16 protein-coding genes are annotated in these 21,792 nt (G+C 71.2%); 5 read left to right on the top strand and 11 right to left on the bottom strand.

The window, feature by feature from the left end; genetic code table 11:
• The first annotated feature begins 33 nt into the window (after nt 1-33).
• Nucleotides 34-744 carry a transglycosylase SLT domain-containing protein gene (locus ACFYZA_RS11655; protein ID WP_382594404.1) on the top strand — a complete coding sequence of 237 codons (711 nt, stop codon included), beginning with the start codon at nt 34-36 and terminating at the stop codon, nt 742-744.
• Nucleotides 745-913: 169 nt separating this feature from the next.
• Complete coding sequence (locus tag ACFYZA_RS11650) at nt 914-2,347, top strand: AI-2E family transporter (protein ID WP_388489562.1); 1,434 nt, start codon at nt 914-916, stop codon at nt 2,345-2,347.
• A 76-nt stretch (nt 2,348-2,423) separates the two neighbouring features.
• On the opposite strand, the gene ACFYZA_RS11645 is transcribed toward ACFYZA_RS11650, so the two are convergent.
• Both ACFYZA_RS11645 and ACFYZA_RS11640 read right to left on the bottom strand, forming a co-directional pair.
• Nucleotides 2,424-2,957 carry an alkyl hydroperoxide reductase gene (locus tag ACFYZA_RS11645; RefSeq protein WP_161251190.1) on the bottom strand — a complete coding sequence of 178 codons (534 nt, stop codon included), beginning with the start codon at nt 2,955-2,957 and terminating at the stop codon, nt 2,424-2,426.
• A gap of 3 nt (nt 2,958-2,960) precedes the next feature.
• Complete coding sequence (locus ACFYZA_RS11640; protein ID WP_100574859.1) at nt 2,961-3,515, bottom strand: peroxiredoxin; 555 nt, start codon at nt 3,513-3,515, stop codon at nt 2,961-2,963.
• Nucleotides 3,516-3,665: 150 nt separating this feature from the next.
• On the opposite strand from ACFYZA_RS11640, the gene ACFYZA_RS11635 reads away from it, so the two are divergent.
• Entirely contained in the window at nt 3,666-4,604 is a 939-nt protein-coding gene (locus tag ACFYZA_RS11635; protein WP_382594397.1) for a LysR substrate-binding domain-containing protein, read from the top strand.
• A gap of 166 nt (nt 4,605-4,770) precedes the next feature.
• On the opposite strand, the gene ACFYZA_RS11630 is transcribed toward ACFYZA_RS11635, so the two are convergent.
• From ACFYZA_RS11630 to ACFYZA_RS11615, 4 genes are all read right to left on the bottom strand, one after another.
• Nucleotides 4,771-7,101: an FtsX-like permease family protein gene (locus tag ACFYZA_RS11630; RefSeq protein WP_388489558.1), complete on the bottom strand. Its 2,331-nt coding sequence runs from the start codon at nt 7,099-7,101 to the stop codon at nt 4,771-4,773.
• A complete protein-coding gene (locus ACFYZA_RS11625; RefSeq protein WP_382594391.1) occupies nt 7,098-7,790 on the bottom strand; it encodes an ABC transporter ATP-binding protein in 693 nt (230 codons plus the stop codon). The genes ACFYZA_RS11630 and ACFYZA_RS11625 overlap by 4 nt, the downstream gene beginning before the upstream one ends.
• A complete protein-coding gene (locus ACFYZA_RS11620; RefSeq protein WP_382594388.1) occupies nt 7,787-8,311 on the bottom strand; it encodes a PadR family transcriptional regulator in 525 nt (174 codons plus the stop codon). The genes ACFYZA_RS11625 and ACFYZA_RS11620 overlap by 4 nt, the downstream gene beginning before the upstream one ends.
• Nucleotides 8,312-8,400: 89 nt before the next feature.
• The gene (locus ACFYZA_RS11615) at nt 8,401-10,782 is read right to left on the bottom strand and encodes an FtsX-like permease family protein (RefSeq protein WP_388489554.1); all 2,382 of its coding nucleotides are present in this window, start codon (nt 10,780-10,782) and stop codon (nt 8,401-8,403) included.
• A gap of 270 nt (nt 10,783-11,052) precedes the next feature.
• On the opposite strand from ACFYZA_RS11615, the gene ACFYZA_RS11610 reads away from it, so the two are divergent.
• Nucleotides 11,053-13,347, top strand: a complete 2,295-nt coding sequence (locus ACFYZA_RS11610) for a transglycosylase domain-containing protein (protein WP_388489552.1) — start codon at nt 11,053-11,055, stop codon at nt 13,345-13,347.
• Between the two features lie 69 nt (nt 13,348-13,416).
• Here ACFYZA_RS11610 and ACFYZA_RS11605 read toward each other — a convergent pair whose 3' ends face one another.
• The 3 genes from ACFYZA_RS11605 to ACFYZA_RS11595 form a co-directional block, all read right to left on the bottom strand.
• Nucleotides 13,417-15,450 carry a SpoIIE family protein phosphatase gene (locus ACFYZA_RS11605; RefSeq protein WP_382594379.1) on the bottom strand — a complete coding sequence of 678 codons (2,034 nt, stop codon included), beginning with the start codon at nt 15,448-15,450 and terminating at the stop codon, nt 13,417-13,419.
• A gap of 292 nt (nt 15,451-15,742) precedes the next feature.
• Entirely contained in the window at nt 15,743-16,429 is a 687-nt protein-coding gene (locus tag ACFYZA_RS11600) for a DUF402 domain-containing protein (protein WP_388489549.1), read from the bottom strand.
• A 56-nt stretch (nt 16,430-16,485) separates the two neighbouring features.
• Nucleotides 16,486-17,877 (bottom strand): class II fumarate hydratase, encoded by a 1,392-nt coding sequence (locus ACFYZA_RS11595; protein WP_388489546.1) that lies wholly within the window; start codon nt 17,875-17,877, stop codon nt 16,486-16,488.
• Between the two features lie 137 nt (nt 17,878-18,014).
• Here ACFYZA_RS11595 and ACFYZA_RS11590 point away from each other — a divergent pair, with 137 nt between their 5' ends.
• Nucleotides 18,015-19,538: a ricin-type beta-trefoil lectin domain protein gene (locus ACFYZA_RS11590; protein WP_388489543.1), complete on the top strand. Its 1,524-nt coding sequence runs from the start codon at nt 18,015-18,017 to the stop codon at nt 19,536-19,538.
• Between the two features lie 21 nt (nt 19,539-19,559).
• On the opposite strand, the gene ACFYZA_RS11585 is transcribed toward ACFYZA_RS11590, so the two are convergent.
• Together ACFYZA_RS11585 and ACFYZA_RS11580 are read right to left on the bottom strand one after the other, a co-directional pair.
• Nucleotides 19,560-19,871: a hypothetical protein gene (locus ACFYZA_RS11585; protein WP_388489540.1), complete on the bottom strand. Its 312-nt coding sequence runs from the start codon at nt 19,869-19,871 to the stop codon at nt 19,560-19,562.
• Between the two features lie 136 nt (nt 19,872-20,007).
• The gene (locus ACFYZA_RS11580) at nt 20,008-21,672 is read right to left on the bottom strand and encodes a fumarate hydratase (protein WP_382594364.1); all 1,665 of its coding nucleotides are present in this window, start codon (nt 21,670-21,672) and stop codon (nt 20,008-20,010) included.
• Nucleotides 21,673-21,792 lie beyond the last annotated feature (120 nt).

Below are 21,792 nucleotides of genomic sequence, written 5' to 3'. Positions count from 1 at the left end.
TCACCCGTGCGGATGCTGCTGGAAGGAAACCGTGTGAGCCGGATCTCGGTCCGGGGGTTCGCGGTGGCGTCTGCCACTGCGGTCACCACCGTTGGCGCCGTTGTCGGCGTTGCCGCAGGAAGCCCCGCTGCCGCTTCGAACGACAACTTCGAGGCGACCGCAGCCGACACGACGCTTCTCGCGGACATCCCCGCCGGTCAGCAGGCCCAGGTGCAGACCGCGTCCCTGACGCAGCAGGCGGACGCGCAGTCCGCCCAGGCGAGTGCCGCCGCGAAGAAGTCCGCCGAGGAGGCCGCCCGCATCCAGGCCGCCCAGGACGCCAAGTCCAAGAAGGACGCCGCGGACAAGGACAAGGCCGACAAGGCGGCGGCGGACGCCAAGGCCCGCGACCTGGAGACCCAGGCCGCCAGCCGCTCGTCGAGCCGCACGGACTTCGCGGTCAAGAGCTCCTACTCGATCGCCGAGGTCCAGGCGATCGCCCAGCAGATCGTGCCTTCGGGCCAGTTCCAGTGCTTCAGCCACATCGTGAACAACGAGTCGAGCTGGGACTACACGGCCACCAACGGCGGTTCCGGCGCCTACGGCCTCGTCCAGGCGCTGCCCGGCAACAAGATGGCCTCGGCCGGCTCCGACTGGCAGACCAACCCGGCCACGCAGATCAAGTGGGGCCTGAACTACATGAACGACCGCTACGGCAGCCCGTGCGGCGCCTGGTCGTTCTGGCAGGCCCACAGCTGGTACTAGAGATCGTTCGGCAGGCCGGACCGGCGCAGAAACCGACGGCAGCCGCTCAACCTCCGGAAGCCCCGCACCGTCCTTCGGTGCGGGGCTTCGCCCGTGTACGGTCAGATTCACGGTTCGGGGGTAAGCGGTGGGGAGACTCAGCGTCGGGGAAAAGGGAAATGGCGGGATCATGTCGAGAGTGCCCAGTTTGCTCGGACGGCTAGGCGCGGGACTGACCCGGATGGGAGAGCGTCTGGACGAGCGCCGGAGCGAGGTGGAGGGCGAGGCCGGGATCGACCCGGTGGCCGTCGACCCCGCACCCCCCGCTCCCGTACGCCCCGCCCCCGTGCCCAGGACGCCGCCCGCCGCCCCCGCGTCCGGATCGTCGGCCGAGTCGTCGGCCGACCCGTCGGCCGAGCTGGAGCTCGCCGACGAGCACGCCCCCGAACACGTACCGCCGCCGCCCTCGTACGCGCCCGCGGTCTCCGCCCGGCCGGACCCGGTCGATGCGGTGCCGTGGAGCATGCGGGTCGCCGCCGCGGTCGGCTGGCGCCTGCTCGTACTGGCCGGGTCCATCTACGTCCTGACGCAGATCATCAGCGCGGTGAGCCTGGTGGTCCTCGCGTTCGTGGCGGCCCTGCTGATCACCGCGCTGCTCCAGCCGACCGTCGCCCGGCTCAAGCGGATGGGGCTGCCCAGGGGGCTGGCCACCGCGCTGACCGCGATCTCCGGGTTCGTCATCATGGGGCTCGTCGGCTGGTTCGTGGTGTGGCAGGTCATGGACAACCTCGACGACCTGTCCAGCAAGGTGCGGGCCGGTATCGAGGAGCTCAAGCGCTGGGCGCTCAACAGCCCGTTCCACGTCACCGAGGACCAGATCAACCAGATCGCCAAGAACCTCAGCGACACCATCGGGGCCAACACCAACGAGATCACCAACGCCGGGCTCCAGGGCGTGACCGTGCTCGTCGAGGTGCTCACCGGGATACTGCTCGCGATGTTCTCGACGCTGTTCCTGCTGTACGACGGCCCGAAGATCTGGCAGTGGGTGCTCAACCTGGTGCCGGAGGCCGCCCGTCCGGGCGTCGCGGGCGCGGGGCCCAAGGCCTGGCGCACGCTGACCGCCTATGTGCGCGGCACGGTGATAGTGGCTCTGATCGACGCGATCTGCATCGGCATCGGCATCTACTTCCTCGGTGTACCGATGGCGGTGCCGCTCGCCGTGTTCATCTTCCTGTTCGCGTTCATCCCGCTGGTCGGCGCGGTCGTCTCGGGCGCGCTCGCCGTCGTGGTCGCCCTGGTCACCGACGGCGTGTTCAACGCGCTGATGGTGCTGCTCGTGGTCCTGGCCGTGCAGCAGATCGAGGGCCATGTGCTCCAGCCCTTCATCCTGGGCCGCGCGGTACGGGTGCACCCGCTCGCGGTGGTCCTCTCGGTGGCCGCCGGCGGCCTGGTGGGCGGGATCGGCGGCGCGGTGGTCGCGGTCCCGCTGGTCGCGGTCACCAACACCGTGGTCGGCTATCTGCGCAAGTACTCCCGCGAGAACGCCCTGCGCAGCGCCCGGGCGGTCGAGGGCGCCCCGCCGGCCGCCGTGGCGCCCGCGGTGACCGCCGAACGCGAGTAGTCCGGCCCGTGACGCATGCCGAAAGGGCCCCGCCGGTGCGATACCGGCGGGGCCCTTCTGGTGCTGCTCGCATGGCCTACTGGGCCAGCGCGGCCTCGGAGTCGAGGGTGACGCCCACGGCCTGGACCACCGCGGCGATCTTGAAGGCTTCCTGGATCGTCTCGCGGTCGACACCGGCCTTGCGCAGGACCTGCTCGTGCGAGTCGAGGCACTGGCCGCAGCCGTTCACGGCGGAGACGGCGAGCGACCACAGCTCGAAGTCGACCTTCTCCACGCCCGGGTTGCCGATGACGTTCATCCGCAGACCGGCCCGCAGCGTGCCGTACTCCGGGTCGGAGAGCAGGTGACGGGTGCGGTAGAAGACGTTGTTCATCGCCATGACCGCGGCGGCGGCCTTGGCCGCCGTGTACGCCTCGGGCGACAGGTTGGCCTTGGCCTCCGGCTCCAGCTCGCGCAGCACGATCGGGCTGCGCGAGGCGATGGCGGTGGCGAGCACCGTGCCCCACAGCTGCTGGGCCGGGAGCTCGGAGTTGCCGATGACCGAGCCGAGGTTCAGCTTCAGGTCCTTGGCGTAGTCCGGTACGGCGGACTTCAGCGCGTCGAGGGACATGGGTTACTCACCGGCCAGCAGCGCGACCGGGTCCAGGGTGTTCTCGCCCTTGGTCCAGTTGCACGGGCACAGCTCGTCGGTCTGCAGGGCGTCGAGGACCCGCAGGACCTCCTTGGGGTTACGGCCCACGGAACCGGCGGTCACCATCGTGAACTGGATCTCGTTGTTCGGGTCGACGATGAAGACGGCGCGCTGCGCGAAGCCGTCCTCGCCCTCGATGCCGAGGTCACGCATGAGCTCGTGCTTCGAGTCGGCCAGCATCGGGAACGGCAGGTCGGTCAGGTCCGGGTGGTCCTTGCGCCAGGCGTGGTGCACGAACTCGGAGTCACCGGAGAAGCCGAGGATCTGGGCGTCACGGTCGGCGAACTCGTCGTTCAGCTTGCCGAACGCGGCGATCTCGGTGGGGCAGACGAAAGTGAAGTCCTTAGGCCAAGCAAAAACGACGCGCCACTTGCCCTCGTACGTCTTGTGGTCGATCTGCTGGAACTCCTGGCCGCTCTCCAGCGACACACAGGCAGTCAGGTCGTACGTGGGGAACTGGTCACCAACAGTGAGCACGCGCTCTCCTTGCAAACGAGGAAGTCCGAATCGAGCGGATTCGGGAAGCTTCCTGCGGGGTTGGACGGATTGCCGATCCTGGCACAGGGAGTATTGATCAGGGAAATAGCTAGACTGGGTCAGCGTGATCGGAGGTGCCTATCAGTGGCCATGACTAATAGGGGCAAGCAGCCCAGCCTGGCGCAGTTGCGCGCCTTCGCGGCCGTCGCGGAGCATCTGCACTTCCGCGACGCGGCGGCGGCCATCGGCATGAGCCAGCCCGCGCTGTCCGGCGCGGTCTCGGCCCTGGAGGAGGCGCTCGGCGTCCAGCTCCTGGAGCGTACGACCCGCAAGGTGCTGCTCTCTCCGGCGGGCGAGCGGCTCGCGGTACGGGCCAAGGCGGTGCTCGACGCGGTCGGCGAGCTGATGGAGGAGGCCGAGGCGGTACGCGCCCCCTTCACCGGGGTGCTGCGGCTCGGCGTGATCCCGACCGTGGCGCCCTATCTGCTGCCCGCGGTGCTGCGGCTCGTCCACGAGCGCTACCCCGAGCTCGACCTCCAGGTCCACGAGGAGCAGACCTCCTCGCTGCTCGAAGGCCTCGCCGCCGGACGGCTCGACCTGTTGCTGCTCGCGGTGCCGCTCGGCCTGCCCGGGGTCAGCGAACTCCCGTTGTTCGACGAGGACTTCGTCCTCGTCACCCCGCAGGACCACTGGCTCGGCGGGCGCACCGGAATCCCGCGCGAGGCCCTGCGCGAACTGCATCTGCTGCTCCTCGACGAGGGGCACTGCCTGCGCGACCAGGCGCTGGACATCTGCCGGGAGGCCGGGCGGACCGACGGGGCGCCGGTGACGACGACCGCGGCCGGCCTTTCCACCCTGGTGCAGCTGGTGGCGGGCGGGCTCGGGGTGACGCTGCTGCCGCGTACCGCCGTCGAGATCGAGACGGGCCGCAACGACCGCCTGGTCACCGGGTACTTCGCGGAGCCGGCCCCCTCGCGCACGATCGCCCTGGCGATGCGGACGGGTGCGGCGCGCCAGGGCGAGTTCGAGGAGTTCGCCGCGGCCCTGCGGGGGGCGCTGCGGGGCCTTCCGGTACGGGTGCCGGCGTAGGCCGGCGTCACCCCGCTCGGTGTCAGGGGCGGGGCCCCTTCGACCCCGCTGTCGGCTGCGGGCCGTGCTCGCCTCTCGCGCGGTTCCCCGCGCCCCTGGTGGGGCACCCGGTACCCAGCGGTCGCCCCCGCCGTGGCGGAGCCCCGCACCCCGCTTCCCCGCGGAGCTACTCCGTACGCAACCCCTCCGGACGCATCAGCCGCCACAGCGGGGGCAGCGACAGGGCCGTGACGAGCAGGACCACGCCCGCGCCGATGCCGACCATCGAGACCGCCGGGACCCAGTCGACGGTCACCGGGCGGCCCACCATCCGCAGCAGCACCGAGCCGAGCCCGAGGCCCACCGCCGCCGCGAGCGCGAGGCCGAGCGCGACCGGGACGGCGGTCTGCCACAGGACCGACCAGCTCAGGGTGGTGCGCCGGGTGCCGAACGCGACCAGCGCCGAGAGCAGCTTCTTTCGCTCGCGCAGCTGCTCCAGCATCGACACCAGCAGGCTCGCGCCGATCAGCATCAGGACCGCCGCGGCCCCGATGTAGAGGCCCTTGCGGACCCCGGCGAACCGGCCGGAGGTCTGGACGTCGTTCAGGGCGCGCGCACTGCTGAGCGGGTCGGCCCTGGCGGCCAGGTTCAGGACCCGCTCCTTGGCGAGGTGGTCGCCCGGAACGGTCGAGACGAACGCCGAGGAGTGCGTCGGCAGCTTCGCCCCGTGCGGGAGGGCGCCCGGGGTGACCAGGAGGCCGTTGCGGCGCTCGCCCATCGGGTCGGGCCGGGACGGGGCCTCGCGCGTGGCCGCCGGAACGGTCCAGCGGACCTCGGCGCCCCGGGTGTCGGAGGCGCCGTTGGTCGGGTCGAGGTAGACCGTGCTGCCCGGCGCCGGGGGCTTCTCGCCGGGGTAGTCGCTGCCGGTCGCGACGAAGACGTCGCCGTCCTGGCAGGCCGGCATGGTGGCGACCTCGCCCAGGTCCGCGCAGGTGCCGACGGTGACGCGGGTGTAGTGCTCGGGCTCCTTGGCCTTCTCGCCGGCGCTCAGCGTGCCGAGGGCCGTCGCGCCGGTCACCCCTTCGGTGCTCCTCAGGGCCGCGAGCTCGCGGGTCTGCTCGTCGGCCGAGGAGGCGCCGAGCGGAACGAGCAGCTGGGCCCGGGTGGTGTCCTCGCCGCTGGAGCGCACGTAGTCGCCCTCGACGGCTCCGAACAGCATCTGCAGGGCGATCGCACCGGCCACCGCGACGGCGATGCCGTTCACCATGCGGGCCGCCGAGCCGGACGTCAACTGAAGCCTGCGGACGGCCAGTTGCCACCCCACCGGGCCCCCGCCGAGCCTGCGCACGACGGCCTCCACCAGCCAGGGAAGCAGGGCCGTCACGCCGATGAGCAGCAGGACCGTGCCGCCGATCACCTGGGCCTGGTTGAAGGGCCCGCTGTCGCGGCCCCGGCCCATCAGCGGGAGGAGCAGCCCGAGCCCGGCCAGCGGCGGCAGCACCCGCCACCACATGCGCCGCCTGCGCGGCACCGAGGTGCGCACCACGCCGAGGGGTTCGACGACCACCGAGCGCATCGCGAACAGGGTCACCGCCACGGCCGACGCGGGCACCGCGAGGGCCACGCCCACCGCGAGCAGCGGGCTCGGGTCGATGTCGGCGGGGAAGACGTTGAGACCCGCGACCGAGATGTCGCCCACGTACTGGCGGCCGATCAGGAAGAAGAGGGAGCCGACCACGACGCCCACCACGGCTCCGGCCAGCGCCTCGCCGGCCGCGATCCACCGGGTCATCCGCCGGTCCGCGCCCGCCAGGCGCAGCGCCGCGAGCCTGCGGTCGCGCCGGTCGCCGCCGAAACGTACGGCGGCCGCGATGAACACGCCGACCGGCATGAGCAGCACCACGAAGATGATCACGATGAGCAGTGCGAGGACCGGGTCGAGCTTCTCCTGCACCCGGTTGACGAAGCCGTTGACGCGCAGCACCTCGCCGGGGCCCTCCGCCGCGTCCTTGCGCTGCTTGAGGCTGTCGCTGCCCGCGTAGTAGGCGAGTTCGTGCGGGCCCATCAGGCCCTGGTCGGCGATCGTCGAGGCGATCGTGTACGGGATGCGCTCGCGCAGCAGCTTGCCGTCGGGCGAGGCGAGCAGCTCGCGCAGGGCGGGCGAGACGGCCATGGTGCCGGTCGCCGGGAGCGCCGAAACACCGGGCGGCAGCGGTGCCTTGGGGCCCTCCGCCTGGAGCAGGCGGCCCCGGACCTCCTCGCCCTGGTACTGCGTCTGGGCGCGCCCGATGAGCAGGGTGTCGTCCGCGGGGCCGCTGTCGACCGAAGCCCCGTAGTCGTTGCGGGCGTTGTCGCGCGCGTTGCGGGCGTTGAGGGCGCCCGGCAGTGCGGTGGTGCCGAGCAGCAGGGCGACGCCGAGGCCCACGCCGACGGCGGTGAGCAGGGTGCGCGTCCAGCCCTCGCGGCCTCCCGACAGGGCGAACCGGGCGCCGAGCGCGAGGTCGCGGAGCAGGCTCATACGGAGTGCTCCAGCATCATGTCGCGGGACTTTCCGTCCCGGACCACGATCTCGCGGTCCGAGTAGGCGGCGACCCGCGCCTCGTGGGTGACCAGGACGACCGCCGCGTTGGTGGAGCGGGCCGCCTCGGTGAGCAGCTGCATGACCCGCTCGCCGTTGAGGGAGTCGAGGGCGCCGGTCGGCTCGTCGGCGAAGACGACCCGGGGCTGGGTCACGAGCGAGCGGGCCACGGCCACCCGCTGGCCCTGGCCGCCGGAGACCTCGCCGGGCCGCTTGTGCCCGAGGTCCGCGACCTCCAGGCGCTCCATCCACTCCAGGGACCTGCGCTCGGCCTCCTTGCGCTTGACGCCGGTCAGGCGCAGCGGCAGTGCCACGTTCTCCACGCACGTCAACTCGGGTACCAGCTGGCCGAACTGGAAGACGAAGCCGAACTCGGTGCGGCGCAGCGCGCTGCGCTCGCCGTCCGACATCGAGGACAGCTCGCGGCCGTCGTAGAGGATCGTGCCGGAGTCCGGCGTGACGATCCCGGCGAGGCAGTGCAGGAGCGTCGACTTGCCGGAGCCGGAGGGGCCCATGACCGCGACGACCTCGCCGGGGTGGATGGAGAACCCGGCGCCGTCGAGGGCCGGGGTGGGGCCGTAGGCCTTGTGCAGGTCCTGGGCGACGAGAAGGGAGCCGGCGGGCGTCATTTGCGTACCTCCGAGGCGAGCTGGACGAGGCGGGCGGCGGTCAGTTCGAGCCACCGCAGATCGGCCTCCAGGTGGAACAGGGCGTGGTCGCAGATCAGCTGGTCGGTGAGGTCGCCGCGCCGCTTGCGGTCGGTGAGCACACGCATCAGGCGCAGGTGTTCGGCGCGCTGGGTGTCCAGGACGTCGCCCGCGTCGCGACCGGTGAGCAGGGCGAGGACGACCTTGGTGTAGAGGGTCGACTGGAGGTAGGGCTCGGGCTTCTCGGGCTGCCTGATCCACGTCTCGACGTCGGTGACGCCGGCCTCGGTGATGGCGTACCGCTTGCGCTCGGGACCGCCGCCCGCCTCCACGCCGTCGACCTCGACGAGGCCGTTCTTCAGGAGCCGGGACATCGTCGAGTAGACCTGCCCGTAGTGCAGCGGACGGTCGTGCCCGAACTTCTCGTCGAAGGCGCGCTTCAGGTCGTACCCATGGCGTGGGCCCGACTCAAGGAGCCCGAGGAGGGTGTGGCCGATGGACATGGGGTGTTCCTCTCTTCTCAACTGCCGGATCTCGACTACCGGACCTGGTGCTTCTCAACTGGCTTACATGGAAAGGAAGTTGGTGGCCGTCATTCGGTGCGCAGCCCGTCGGGGCGCATCAGGCGCCACAGGGCCGGCAGGCTCAGCAGGGTGACCGCGAGGATCACGGCGGCGCCCGCCCCCGCCAGCGGCAGGAAGAGCCACCAGTCGGTGACGGTCTTGCCGATGATCCGCAGCATCAGGGCGCCGAGCCCGAGTCCGCCCCCGACCGCGAGGCCGATGCCGAGCACGACCGGGACCGCCGTCTGCCACAGGACCGAGCCCGCGAGCGTCCCGCGCCGGGTGCCGAAGGCGAGCAGCGCCGCCAACAGGCGCCTGCGCTCGCGCAGTTGCTCCAGCTGCGAGACCAGCATGGAGGCCGCGATCAGGCCGAGCGTGGCGAGCCCCGCGGCCTGGAGCCCGGTCCGGATGCCGGTGTACTGCTGGTCGCGCTCCAGGGTGCGTACGGTTCTGACGCCGAGCTGCGGGGAGATCCGGGCCGCGGTGTTGCGGATGTGCTCGGCCGCGTCCGGCACCCGCTGGTCGACGGTGAGCATGGCGGAGGTGTGGGCCGTCGAGCTCAGGAGCGAGGCGTCGATCGCCCCCGGGGTGGCGAAGATGCCGTCGTGCTCGGCGCCCGTGGGGTCCGGGCGGGCGGTGACGGTACGGGCCGTCGCGGGCAGCGTCCACAGCTTCGGCGTGACGCCGGGCTCGCCCGCGGTGGTGTCGATCGGCTCGCCGGGCCGGGCCGTGCGGTCCACCCAGGCGGCCCTGTCCCGGTCGTCGGCGGGGTGCACCACGAAGGTGTCGCCGTTCGCGCAGGAGTCGATGCGGGCCAGCTCGCGCAGGGTCGCGCAGTCGCCGAGGGTCAGCTCGGTGATGGGCCGGACGTCCTCGGAGGCGACCGGGCCCGGCATCGTCACATAGCTGCTGACGGTGCCGATCACCTTGTGCACGCCCGGCGTCTCGCGGAAGGCGTCGATCATGCGCTCGGCGAGCTTGGCGTCCGGGTACTCGGCGAGGACGGTGTACTGGGCGCGGCTCGCGTCGGCGCCCGTCACCTTGTTGAAGTCGTCGTGGATGCCGACGGAGTACATCTGGAGTGCCACCGAACCGGCGACCGCCACGGTGATCCCGCCGACCGCGCGCGCCGCCGGGCCGCTGTTCAACTGGAGCCTGCGCACGGCCAGTTGCCAGGCGGGCGAGCCGCCGCGCAGCCGGCCGACGACCGCCTCCACCAGCCACGGCAGCAGGGCGATGAGGCCGACGAGGACGAAGGTGGCGCCCGCGGCGATGGAGGCGGGAGAGGCGTACTCGTACAGCGGGAGGCCGAGCGCGCTGGACGCCGTCGTCAGCGGTCCCGACCCCGCGTCCGGGCTCTGCGAAATCAGGAGCAGCCCCACGCCGAGGGCCGGGAGCGCGAGCCGCCACCACAGCCTGCGGCGCCGGACGGGGCCGCCCCGTACGACGCCGAGGGGTTCGATGACCACCGAGCGCAGCGCGGCCAGGGTCACCCCCACCGCGAGGGCGGGCACGGCGACGGCGACGAGCAGGGCCAGCCAGGGCAGCGGCCGCAGATCGCCGGGGAAGAAGCCGAAGCTCCACAGGCCGACGGGGCCGATGAGTTCGGCGCCGCCGAGGAAGAGCAGGGTGCCGACCACGAGCCCCAGCACCGCCCCGGCCAGGGCCTCGCCGCCGGCCATCCAGCGGGTGCCGCGGGCGTCGGCGCCGACCAGGCGCAGTGCCGCGAGCCGCCGGTCGCGCCGCTCGCCGCCGAAGCGTACGGCGGTGGCGATGAAGATGGCGACGGGCATCAGGAGCACGACGCAGATCAGGACCACGAGCACGACCAGCATCGGGTCGAGCGGCTGCACCTCGCCGATGTTGCCGAACCCGGCCGCGCTGGAGGCGCCGCTTCCGGGGGAGAGGGAGGAGCTGCCGGCGTAGTAGTAGAGCTCCGAGGGCTCGACCAGACCGGCGTCGCCGATGGTCGCGGTGATCTCGTACGGGAGCCGCTGGCGCAGCAGTTGGCCCTCGGGGGAGTCGAGCAGGTCGCGCAGCGCGGGTGAGACGGCCATGGCGCCGGGGGCCGGTATGGAGGTCAGGCCCGGCGGGAGTACGGGGTCGGCGTTGGCCGGTCGCAACAGCTTTCCGCCGATGGTGGAGTCCCGGTACTCGGTGTCGGCGCTCGCGTAGAGGAGGGAGGCCTTCACGTTCCCGGTGTTCTTCTCCGAGCCCGCCGAGAAGGGCTGCCGGCCGTGGATGCGGTCGGCCCGCTGGTCCGACAGGTGGGGCACCGACGCGGCGCCCAGGAGCAGGGCCACGCCGAGGCCGACCCCGACCGCGGTGAGCAGGGTACGGGCCCAGCCCTCCCGGCCGCCGCCGAGGGCGAACCGGATGCCGAGGCCGAGATCATGGAGGCGTCGCTTCATGGAAGAGGACTATACGCACCGGGTATACCCACCGTGTATACCCGGGGTGCATAGCAGTCCGCGATGCTTCCATTACGGGGCAAACCGGGGCGGCATCCGAAACCTTGGCAACCCTTGGCACGATTCAATCGTCGGTTCCCATGGGGCAGGTGCTGATTCTCACGTACGGAAAAGACGTGATCGAATCCGCTTTGTCCATACGTGCGGTGTTAGTTTTCTGAGCTGATCTGGCGAGTCTGGTGAGTCATATGAAGGCGAGCGACTGAGGTTATGGGCCGAGCGGAAGAGCGGCGCGCCCGGCAGAGTGGGGCGCGCCGGGGCAAGCAGAAGGCGAAGAAGAAAGGCATACGCCGGTTCTTCACCTGGAAGAAGATGCTCGGCACGTTCTTCGGGCTCTGCCTCCTCGCGATGGGCGCCTTCTACGTCATCTACCTGATGGTGCCGATCCCCACGGGCAATGACGAGGCCCAGATGGAGAGCAACGTCTACAAGCTCTCCAACGGCCAGGTGCTCGCCCGCACCGGTTCGGTCAACCGCGAGACGGTGTCCCTCGACAAGGTCCCCAAGCCGATCCAGCAGAGCTTCGTCGCCCTGGAGAACAAGACCTTCTACGAGGACAAGGGCGTCGACTTCAAGGGCACCGCCCGCGGCATCATCAAGACCCTGATGGGCAAGGGCGCCCAGGGCGGCTCGACGATCACCCAGCAGTACGTCAAGAACAACTACCTGACGCAGGAGCAGACGGTCACCCGCAAGCTGAAGGAGATCGTGATCTCCCTCAAGGTGGACCAGCGCTACAGCAAGGACACCATCCTCGCCGGGTACATGAACACCAGCTACTACGGCCGGGGTGCCTACGGCATCCAGGCCGCGGCCCAGGCGTACTACGGCAAGGACGTCTCCAAGCTGTCGCTGGAGGAGGGCACCTACCTCGCGGCGCTGCTCCAGGCGCCCAGTCAGTACGACTGGCAGACGGCCGGCCCGGTCGGCAAGCAGCTGGTCCAGGGGCGCTGGGCCAAGGCCCTCGACAACATGGTCGAGATGAAGACCCTGACGCCGGACGCCCGGGCGAAGCTGAAGTTCGAGCCGCCCCACGACGCCAAGATCGCTCCCGGGATGGAGGGCCAGACCGGTTACCTGGTCGACGCCGCCAAGAAGGAGCTGATGCACAACGGGGTGGACGAGGCCCTCCTGGCCCGGGGTGGCTGGACCGTCACGCTCAACATCGACCCCGCCAAGCAGAAGCTCCTGGAGAGCGCGGTCAAGGACCAGCTGACCAGCAAGCTCGACCCCAAGAAGCGCAAGGTCGACGCCGACCTCCAGGCCGGCGCGGCCTCGGTGGACCCGAAGACCGGCTCGGTGGTCGCCCTCTACGGCGGCCAGGACTACATCAAGCACCAGCTCAGCAACGCGACCAACGCCACCTACCAGCCCGCCTCGACCTTCAAGCCGGTCATCCTCGCGGCCGCCTTCAACCAGGGCGCCGAGACGCAGGACGGCAAGCCGATCAAGGCGAACACCGTCTACGACGGCGACAGCAAGCGGCCGGTCAAGGGCAGCGACATCCCCTTCGCCCCGCCGAACGAGGACGACGCCGACTACGGCTCCATCAGCGTCCAGGACGCGATGAACAAGTCGGTCAACTCCGTGTTCGCGCAGATGGGCGTCGACGCCCACCTCGACAAGGTGCGGGACACCGCCGTGGCGATGGGCATGACGTCCATCAAGGACCTGAAGCCGGTGCCCGCCATGACGCTGGGCTCCTACGGCGCCAGCCCGCTCCAGATGGCCGCGGTGTACGCCACGCTCGACAATCACGGCAAGGAAGTCACGCCGTCGATCGTCAAGTCCGCCGAGCACAAGGACCACAAGTACAACAGGCCCGACCCCATCGGCAGCCAGGTCATCAGCAGGGACGCGGCGGACTCGGTCACCTCGGTGCTCACCGGCGTGGTCGACGACGGTACGGCCAAGAAGTCGGTGGCCGCCGCCGACAACCGCGACGGCAAGCAGGTCGCGGGCAAGACCGGTACCTCCGACGACAACAAGTCGGCCTGGTTCACCGGCTACACCCCGGACCTGGTCACCTCGGTCGGGATGTGGGGCGAGGCCGCCGATCCGCGCACGGTGAAGGCCGACGGCAAGGACGTGCACATCCCCAAGGGCGGCCAGGTCACGATGACCAACGGCGCCGGCGAGGACGGCCGGGTCAACGGTGGTTCCATACCGGCCCGCATCTGGGCCGGATACACCTTCGACGCGGTCAAGGGCGGCGCCGACAAGTTCGACCTGGAGACCGATCAGGGCGCGGCCAAGGAGCCGCTCTTCACACCGTCCAAGACGCCGTCGAACACGCCGTCCAAGTCGCCGTCGGGCACTCCCTCGAAGTCCCCGTCGAACACCCCGTCCAAGTCGCCGTCGGGCACCCCGTCCAGGACGACGGATCCGACCGGCTCGCCGAGCGGTACGACCTCGCACAAGCCGAAGCCGCCCACGCCGACGTCGAGCAAGTCCGACGGCGCGAGCCCGCCGGACGACCCGCTCCTGCCCAACGCGGGCAACTGACACGGCCGACGGCCCCCATCCCCGCTCGGGGGATGGGGGCCGTTCCGCTGTCGGAGGACGTGCCCGGGGTCAGCCGCGCGTCGGCAGCTCGAACCAGACGACCTTGCCGCCGGAAAGGCGGGTCGCGCCCCAGCGCCGGGCGAGGCGGTTGACCAGGAACAGCCCGCGCCCGCCCTCGTCGGTCTCACGGGCCCGGCGCTGGCGCGGCAGCTGCGGGGAGTCGTCGCCCACCTCGCAGCGCAGCACGTCGGTCTTGAGCAGCCGCAGCGTGACCGGCCGCTCGGCATAGCGCACCGCGTTGGTGACGACCTCGCTGACCAGGAGCTCCACCGAGTCGGTCAGCTCCTCCAGGCCCCAGCGCTCGAGCGCCCTGCGGGCGAGCCGCCTGGCCCGGCCGGGGGCGGTCTCCTCCGGGTCGAGGAACCAGTACGCCACATCGCTCGGCGCGATCCCGTCGAAGCGGGCGGCGAGCAGCGCGATGTCGTCGTCCCGGTCACCGGGGCCGAGCATGTCGAGCACGTCGTCGCAGAGCGCTTCGAGCGGCGGCGAGTGGTCGGGGCCGGTCAACTGGGCGGTGGCGGCGAGGCGTTCACGCAGCAGCTCGATGCCGGTCCACACGTCGCGCAGCCGGGACTCCACCAGGCCGTCGGTGTACAGGAGCAGCGTGGCACCCGCCGGGGCGTCCAGCTCGACCGCCTCGAAGTCGACCCCGCCGACCCCGATGGGGGCGCCCGGCGGCACCCGCAGGACCTCGGCGCGGCCGCCGAGGTGCAGCAGCACTGGTGGCGGATGGCCGGCGTTGGCGATGGTGATGCGGTGCGCGACGGGGTCGTAGACCGCGTACAGGCAGGTCGCCATGCGGTCGGTGCCGAGCCGCTGGGCCTGCTCGTCGAGGTGGTGCAGCACCTCGGCGGGCGGCAGGTCGAGACCCGCCAACGTCTGTGCGGTGGTGCGCAGTTGGCCCATGATCGCGGCGGAGGTCATGGAGTGGCCCATCACGTCGCCGACGACCAGGGCGACCCGGCTGCCGGGCAGCGGGATCGCGTCGTACCAGTCCCCGCCGACCCGGGCGGTCTCGGCCGCCGGGAGGTAGCGCGAGGCGAGCCGCACACCGGTGGGCTGGGGGAGGCTGTCGGGCAGCATGGTGCGCTGGAGCTCGTCGGCGATGTAGGCCTCGCGTCCGTACAGGACGGCCTTGTCGATGCCGAGCGCGGTGTGGGTCGCCAGCTGGGCCGCGACCAGGAGGTCGTTGGCCTCGAAGGCGGGCCGTTCGGGGCCGCGCACGAAGACGGCGGCGCCGATCACCCGCCGCCGGCCGCGCAGCGGGGCGAGTATCGCCCGTCGGCCGCCGGGCACCGTGCGGTCGGGGCCGAGCAGTTCGGCCAGGGCCGCGCGGGCCGCGGGGGACTCCGCGAAGACCGGGCGCACCCCGCGCAGGACCTCGTTCAGCTCCCCGCCGGTGCGCACCTCGCACAGCTCGGACGCGGGGGTGAGGTCGGGACCCGGGCCGCCGAGCACGGTGAGGCCCTCGGCCTCCGCGCTCTCGCTCAGCGCCTCGTCGACTAAACGCAGCCGGTCCGTGCGGCGCAGGCGCAGCACGAACGGGGTGGCCGGGCGCTCGTCGCCGACCGGCAGCGGGTCGCGCAGATGGACCAGGATGGCGTCGGAGAACGTCGGCACGGTCGCCCGGCACAGGCCCAGCACGATCTCGTCGAGGTCTATGCCACGGGCGATCCGACGGGTAGCGGCGCCCACGAAGCGCAGCCGGTCGCCCTCGCGCCGGGCGACCGCGGCGGCGCCCTCGCCCGGATCCGTGAGGGCGCTCTCGCCGCCCGCGCCCACCGGGGGCACGGCGGCGGCGGCCGCGGTGTCGCGGCTCGCCCGCTCGGGCTGGCCCGGCACGGACGCGGTCACCGCGCCGCCCCGGTCGGCCGCGCGGGCGCCCAGCGGGGCGCGTCGGGACGTGCCGCCCGGTTCCGGTGCGGCCGGGGTGTCGGCATGGGGCCTCCCCTGCTCCTCAAGAGCGTGCGGAAGGGTCTGCTCGGTGGGCCGGGCGCGTTCCTTGTGCCGGCTCTCGTGCGAGGTGGGCTGGGGCTCCGTCACGCGTCGGGTTCCGTCCGTCCGGGATGAGGCGTCCACCCTGCCGCGAGCGGCGGCAGTGGCGGCGACAGGGTAAGGATGCGTGATGCCGTCGCTTCACGCGGGATACCCTCCCCCAACTTCTCGAGGCGCGGGGGAGGCTCCGTCCGGGCGGCGGCGACACCGGACACGCTCCACCCCCTGTGGTGACATACGGTCAATTCTCGCACCGGGTCCGCCGGTCGACCCCTGTGGCCCCTGGATGGCCCTGCGGAGGACGATCCTACGTTTGAACCCCGGGGGCGCATCAAGGGTCTCACGACGTCATGTGCGCCGGGGTGCGATCCCAGTCCGCCGGGAGTGCGGGAACGGGCCAGCGCGGGTCCGGTCGCCATGCCTCCCAGCCGTCCGAGAACGGCCGCCCCCACGCGGTGATCACCTCGACCGCGGCGTCCCCGGCCGCCCGCACCCGCCCCGCGAGGTCACCGTCCATCAGGCCCACCCGCTGGGCCTGGGCGAACTCGTCCTCGTCCAGCCAGCGCCAACTGCGGTCCGGAGAAACGGAGATGTCGAGGAAGTGGTCCGTGGAGTCGATGCCCCCCGACCAGCGTGCGCGGGGCTCCTCCAGGTTCACGTACCAGTTCTTGAAACGCCAGCCCCGTTCCCAGAAAAGCCACACCGACCAGGGCTCGCCGGGGCGCGCCAGCTTGAGCACACCGCTGCCGAACCACTGGGAGCGCTCCGTGGTGCGCGGGGCGGTGTAGCGGGTGGCCAGGGGCTCCTGGAACAGGGGGCGGCCGTCGGCGAGCACCGGGCGTACGCACTCGGTGCGGGGCGCCATCCACACGGCGAGCAGCTCGTCGGTGTCCTGCACGACCGTCACCGGGCGACAGATGTGGACCGGCCCTTTGCCGCTCCCCAGGTGGGGGGCGTGATCGCGATAGCGCCAGAGGATCTGGTCCCCTGGCGCCCAGTGTGGGGTGCCGCCTCCTGTACCTGTCATGTGCAGATATTACGGAGTCCGGGCCGGGCCACGCTGCGATTCGGATCACCCGGTGCTCAGGGGCGGGTCATTCCGAGCACGTCGAGGGCCGCGTCGAGCTGCTCGACCGTGAGGTCCCCGCGCTCGACGTACCCCGATTCGAGGACCACTTCGCGGATGGTCTTCCGCTCGGCCAGGGACTTCTTGGCGACCTTGGCGGCCTCCTCGTACCCGATGTACTTGTTGAGCGGGGTGACCACCGACGGCGAGGACTCGGCGTACTCGCGGGCCCGCTCCACGTTCGCGGTGATGCCGTCGACGGTGCGGTCGGCGAGCAGCCGGGAGACTTTGGTGAGCAGCCGGACCGACTCCAGGAGGTTCTTGGCGATCACCGGCAGCATCACGTTGAGCTCGAAGTTGCCCGCCGCCCCGGCCGTCGCCACCGTCGCGTCGTTGCCGACGACCTGGGCCGCGACCATGAGGACGGCTTCCGGAATGACCGGATTGACCTTTCCGGGCATGATCGACGAGCCCGGCTGGAGGTCGGGAAGACTGATCTCGGCCAATCCTGTGCGCGGCCCCGAGGCCATCCAGCGCAGGTCGTTGGAGATCTTGGTGAGCGACACCGCGATGGTGCGCAGCTGCCCGCTCGTCTCCACCAGGCCGTCCCGCGCGCCCTGCGCCTCGAAGTGGTCCCGGGCCTCGGTGAGCGGCAGTCCCGTGACCCGCGCGACCTCGGCGATCACGGCCGCCGAGAAGCCGTGCGGGGTGTTGATGCCGGTGCCCACCGCCGTGCCGCCCAGGGGGAGTTCGGCCAGGCGGGGCAGCGAGGAGCGCAGCCGCTCGATGCCGTAACGGACCTGCGCCGCATAGCCGCCGAACTCCTGGCCGAGGGTGACCGGGGTCGCGTCCATCAGGTGCGTACGCCCCGACTTGACCACGTCCGCGAACTCGGCCGACTTGCGCTCCAGGGCGGTCGCCAGATGGTCGAGGGCGGGGATCAGATCGCCGGTGACGGCGGCCGTCGCGGCGATGTGGATGGAGGAGGGGAACACGTCGTTGGAGGACTGCGAGGCGTTCACGTGGTCGTTCGGGTGGACGTCGCGGCCCAGCCTTTCGGTGGCGAGCGTCGCCACGACCTCGTTCATGTTCATGTTCGACGAGGTGCCCGATCCGGTCTGGAAGACATCGACCGGAAAGTGCTCGTCCCAGCGGCCCTCGGCGACCTCGCCGGCCGCCTCCTCGACCGCGCCCGCGATGTCCTTGTCGAGCACTCCGAGCTCGGCGTTGACCTTGGCGGCGGCCGCCTTGACGCGGGCCAGCGCCTCGATGTGGGCGCGCTCCAGGCGCTGCCCGGAGACGGGGAAGTTCTCCACCGCCCGCTGCGTCTGCGCCCGCCACTTGGCGTGCGCGGGCACCCGTACCTCGCCCATCGAGTCGTGCTCGGTCCGGTACTCGCTGTCGTTCATGGCGAACCTCCTGAAAAAGATGAGCAGTTGTCTTGTTCTACCTATTCCCAACACGCCTTACCGGCCAGTAAATACCGGGGGGCCGCATTCTCCCGGGGGGCGAGCCCCGTACCCCCGGGAACCACCAGGGAGGCGTAATGAGGCGCACCAGACACAGACTTCGCTGTACGTTCGCGGCGGCGGTGGCCGCCGCGGCGGCGTTCGGGGGCATGGCGGTGGGCGCGACCGGCGCCCAGGCCGCGTCCGCACCGACCGTCAAGTCCACCCCGCTGTCGCCCGACCTGGAGAAGATCCGGGCGGCGGAGGCCACCCAGCTCTACGGCGATCCGGCCGAGCGGCCGCTGGCGGACCGCAAGACCGGCCTGATCTCGCTCGGCGACAGCGAGATCTCGGGCGAGGGCGTCGGCACCTACGAGGCCGGCACCAACGGCCCCGACAACTGGTGCCACCGCTCGCCCGACTCCGCGATCCACCGCACCGGCATCCCGGCCGACGAGACGTACAACGTCGCCTGCTCGGGCGCGTACACCGGAAACATCAGGATCGGCGGGACCAAGCAGTACGCCGATGAACTCGTGCAGAGCGACAGCCTCGCCATCAAGGCGCGCAACACCCGCATCAAGATGGTGCTCCTGGTCGCCGGGGCCAACGACGACCTCCAGTTCGGCCCGGTCATGACCGACTGCGTCGAGCGCTATCTGCTGCTCCAGGGCCCGTGCCAGTCCAAGTACGAGTCCGGCTGGCAGGCCCGCGTCGACGCGCTCGTGCCCAAGGTCGAGCAGACGGTGAGCGACCTCAAGTCCGTGATGCGCGACGCCGGTTACACCGACGGCTCGTACAAACTGGTCGTGATGGGCTACCCGAGCCCGATCGGCCCCGACTTCCACGACAACCCTGGCTTCCCCGGCAAGCTCGCCTGCGGTGGGCTCGGCTACGACTCCGACACCGTGTGGGGCCGCAACACCGCGGTGCCCGCCTTCGAGGTCGGGATGCGCAAGGTGGCCGCGGACACCGGAGTGACCTACCTCGACGACTCGCGGCTCTTCAACGGCCACGAGGTGTGCATGGAGGACACCTGGGCCCGCGGTCTCTACATCGACCTCTCCAAGCCCGGACTGCCCGACGAGAACTCCGTCCGCCAGTCCTTCCACCCCAACTACCGGGGCCACGGCGCCTTCGCCTCCTGCCTCACCCAGATCTACAACTCCGGTGTGCGGGAAGGCAGTTGCGCGGACCCCGCCTCCACCGGGACGCCCACGCTCTACCCGCTCGCCTGGGACGACGCGTACCGGCCCCTCAAGAACGAGGCGACCGGCACCTGCGTCGACGTCACCGCCTCCACCAGCGCCAACGGCACGGCCGTCCTCGGCTGGGACTGCCACGGCGGACGCAACCAGAACTGGTGGTACGACAGCGACCGCAAGTCGGTGCACACCCAGCTCACCCAGGACCGCTGCCTGGACGTGCCGGGGGCGAACTACTCCGCCGGCGCCAAGCTGATCATCTGGAACTGCTCGGGCGCCGCCAACCAGGAGTGGGTGCGCCAGTCCGGCACCCTGCGCCCGGCGGCGGCCACCGGTCTGTGCGCCACGCTCGGCGCCGCCAAGGACCCGCTCACCCTGCGGGCCTGCGACGGCACCGCGGGCCAGCGCTTCGCCTGACCTGTCCATCGCCCGGCCCCGTCACGGACAGCCGTCCGCGGCGGGGCCGAGGTGCGCCACCTCGATGGCGGAGGGGGAGAGCGCCGAGGACACCCGTACGCGGGCGCCGGAGTCGAGCGGAGTGCGCGCCCGCGCCGCGTACTTGAGCGGCCGGCCGTGCACACAGAAGAGGACCTCGCCGTAGCCGCCCCGGGGGATCGGCGTGACCACCCGGCCGGCCGCGCCGACCATCGCGGCGGCCGTCGGCGAGGCCTTCGCGCGGCGCCGGAACAGGCTCAGGTCGAGCCCCGCCAGTAAGCCGCCAGGCCCGGTGAACCACCCCAACTGCGCCACCCCTCCCGGTGGTTGAACCTCCCCGGCCGATGCGGCGGCCGGGGCGATTGCGGACACATGCCAGGATAGGTGGCTAATTCAGTTGGTCCTTAGGGCCTTTGGACCCTATTCGGATCCGGTGGCCCGTCGAGCGAGATCAGGCCTGTCCGGCGCCCCGGACGGGGATGTTCAGGAACGTCGGCGGCTCGGCCGGCGCCTGGAAGAAGTCGTTGCCCTTGTCGTCGACGACGACGAACGCCGGGAAGTCCTCGACCTCGATCTTCCACACCGCCTCCATGCCGAGCTCCTCGTACTCGACGACCTCGACCTTCTTGATGCAGTCCTGGGCCAGGCGCGCGGCCGGGCCGCCGATCGAGCCGAGGTAGAACCCGCCGTGCGTGCCGCAGGCGTCGGTGACCTGCTTGCTGCGGTTGCCCTTGGCCAGCATCACCTTCGAGCCGCCCGCCGCCTGGAACTGCTCGACGTAGGAGTCCATCCGGCCGGCCGTGGTCGGGCCGAACGAGCCGGACGCGTAGCCCTCGGGCGTCTTGGCCGGGCCCGCGTAGTAGACCGGGTGGTCCTTGAGGTACTGCGGCATCTCCTCGCCCGCGTCGAGCCGCTCCTTGATCTTGGCGTGCGCGATGTCGCGGGCCACGACCAGCGGGCCGGTCAGCGAGAGGCGGGTCTTGACCGGGTACTTGGTGAGCTCGGCCAGGATCGCGTCCATCGGCTGGTTGAGGTCGATGCGTACGACGTCGCTGTCGTCCAGGTGCTCGTCGGTGGTCTCCGGCAGGAAGCGCGCGGGGTCGGTCTCCAGCTGCTCCAGGAAGACGCCCTCGGCGGTGATCTTCGCGACGGCCTGGCGGTCGGCCGAGCAGGACACGGCGATCGCGACGGGCAGCGAGGCGCCGTGCCGGGGCAGACGCACCACGCGCACGTCGTGGCAGAAGTACTTGCCGCCGAACTGCGCGCCGATGCCGATCTTCTGCGTCAGCTCGAAGACCTTCTTCTCCAGCTCCTCGTCCCGGAAGCCGTGCCCCAACTCCGAGCCTTCGGAGGGCAGTTCGTCGAGGTAGTGCGCGGAGGCGTACTTCGCGGTCTTCAGCGCGAACTCGGCGCTGGTGCCGCCCACCACGATGGCCAGGTGGTACGGCGGGCACGCGGCGGTGCCGAGCGAGCGGATCTTCTCCTCCAGGAACTTCATCATGGAGGCCTCGTTCAGGACGGCCTTCGTCTCCTGGTAGAGGAACGACTTGTTGGCCGAGCCGCCGCCCTTGGCCATGAACAGGAACTTGTAGGCGCCGCCGTCGGTCGCGTACAGCTCGATCTGCGCGGGCAGGTTCGAGCCGGTGTTCTTCTCGTCCCACATGGTGAGGGGGGCCATCTGCGAGTAGCGCAGGTTCAGCTGCGTGTACGCGTCGTAGATGCCGCGCGACAGGGCCGCCTCGTCGCCGCCCTCGGTCAGGACGTTCTGGCCGCGCTTGCCCATCACGATCGCGGTGCCGGTGTCCTGGCACATCGGCAGTACGCCGGCCGCCGCGATGTTCGCGTTCTTCAGGAGGTCGAGCGCGACGAACTTGTCGTTGCCCGAGGCCTCCGGGTCGTCGACGATCTTGCGCAGCTGGGCCAGGTGTGCCGGGCGGAGGTAGTGCTGGATGTCGTGGATCGCCTCGGCGGCCAGCTTGCGCAGGGCCTCAGGGTCGACCTTGAGGAACGTACGCCCGTCGGCCTCGAAGGTGGCGACACCCTCGGCGGTCACCAGGCGGTACGGCGTGGTGTCCTCTCCCAGGGGGAGAAGGTCGGAGTACTGAAACTCTGGCATTGCGGCCATTCCTCACTCGGCAGACAGCTGCTGTACCTCCATTGGCACAGCATCCACCAGCGTATGCCGCCGCCCCGGCGCCGATCCTGTGAGGTAAGGCTCAGTTGCCCGGCCCCGGCC

Origin of the sequence: Streptomyces sp. NPDC001828 (assembly GCF_042892175.1) — a bacterium.
Taxonomy (GTDB): domain Bacteria; phylum Actinomycetota; class Actinomycetes; order Streptomycetales; family Streptomycetaceae; genus Streptomyces.
Note: the sequence above shows the minus strand (reverse complement) of the source record. Positions and strands in the feature narration are given on the sequence as shown.

What these genes read in the sequence shown, in the direction of transcription:
- ACFYZA_RS11650 (WP_388489562.1), top strand. Translation starts at nt 914, where the DNA reads ATGTCGAGAGTGCCCAGTTTGCTCGGACGGCTAGGCGCGGGACTGACC.
- ACFYZA_RS11645 (WP_161251190.1), bottom strand. Translation starts at nt 2,957, where the DNA reads ATGTCCCTCGACGCGCTGAAGTCCGCCGTACCGGACTACGCCAAGGAC.
- ACFYZA_RS11635 (WP_382594397.1), top strand. Translation starts at nt 3,666, where the DNA reads ATGACTAATAGGGGCAAGCAGCCCAGCCTGGCGCAGTTGCGCGCCTTC.
- ACFYZA_RS11630 (WP_388489558.1), bottom strand. Translation starts at nt 7,101, where the DNA reads ATGAGCCTGCTCCGCGACCTCGCGCTCGGCGCCCGGTTCGCCCTGTCG.
- ACFYZA_RS11625 (WP_382594391.1), bottom strand. Translation starts at nt 7,790, where the DNA reads ATGACGCCCGCCGGCTCCCTTCTCGTCGCCCAGGACCTGCACAAGGCC.
- ACFYZA_RS11620 (WP_382594388.1), bottom strand. Translation starts at nt 8,311, where the DNA reads ATGTCCATCGGCCACACCCTCCTCGGGCTCCTTGAGTCGGGCCCACGC.
- ACFYZA_RS11615 (WP_388489554.1), bottom strand. Translation starts at nt 10,782, where the DNA reads ATGAAGCGACGCCTCCATGATCTCGGCCTCGGCATCCGGTTCGCCCTC.
- ACFYZA_RS11610 (WP_388489552.1), top strand. Translation starts at nt 11,053, where the DNA reads ATGGGCCGAGCGGAAGAGCGGCGCGCCCGGCAGAGTGGGGCGCGCCGG.
- ACFYZA_RS11600 (WP_388489549.1), bottom strand. Translation starts at nt 16,429, where the DNA reads ATGACAGGTACAGGAGGCGGCACCCCACACTGGGCGCCAGGGGACCAG.
- ACFYZA_RS11595 (WP_388489546.1), bottom strand. Translation starts at nt 17,877, where the DNA reads ATGAACGACAGCGAGTACCGGACCGAGCACGACTCGATGGGCGAGGTA.
- ACFYZA_RS11590 (WP_388489543.1), top strand. Translation starts at nt 18,015, where the DNA reads ATGAGGCGCACCAGACACAGACTTCGCTGTACGTTCGCGGCGGCGGTG.
- ACFYZA_RS11580 (WP_382594364.1), bottom strand. Translation starts at nt 21,672, where the DNA reads ATGCCAGAGTTTCAGTACTCCGACCTTCTCCCCCTGGGAGAGGACACC.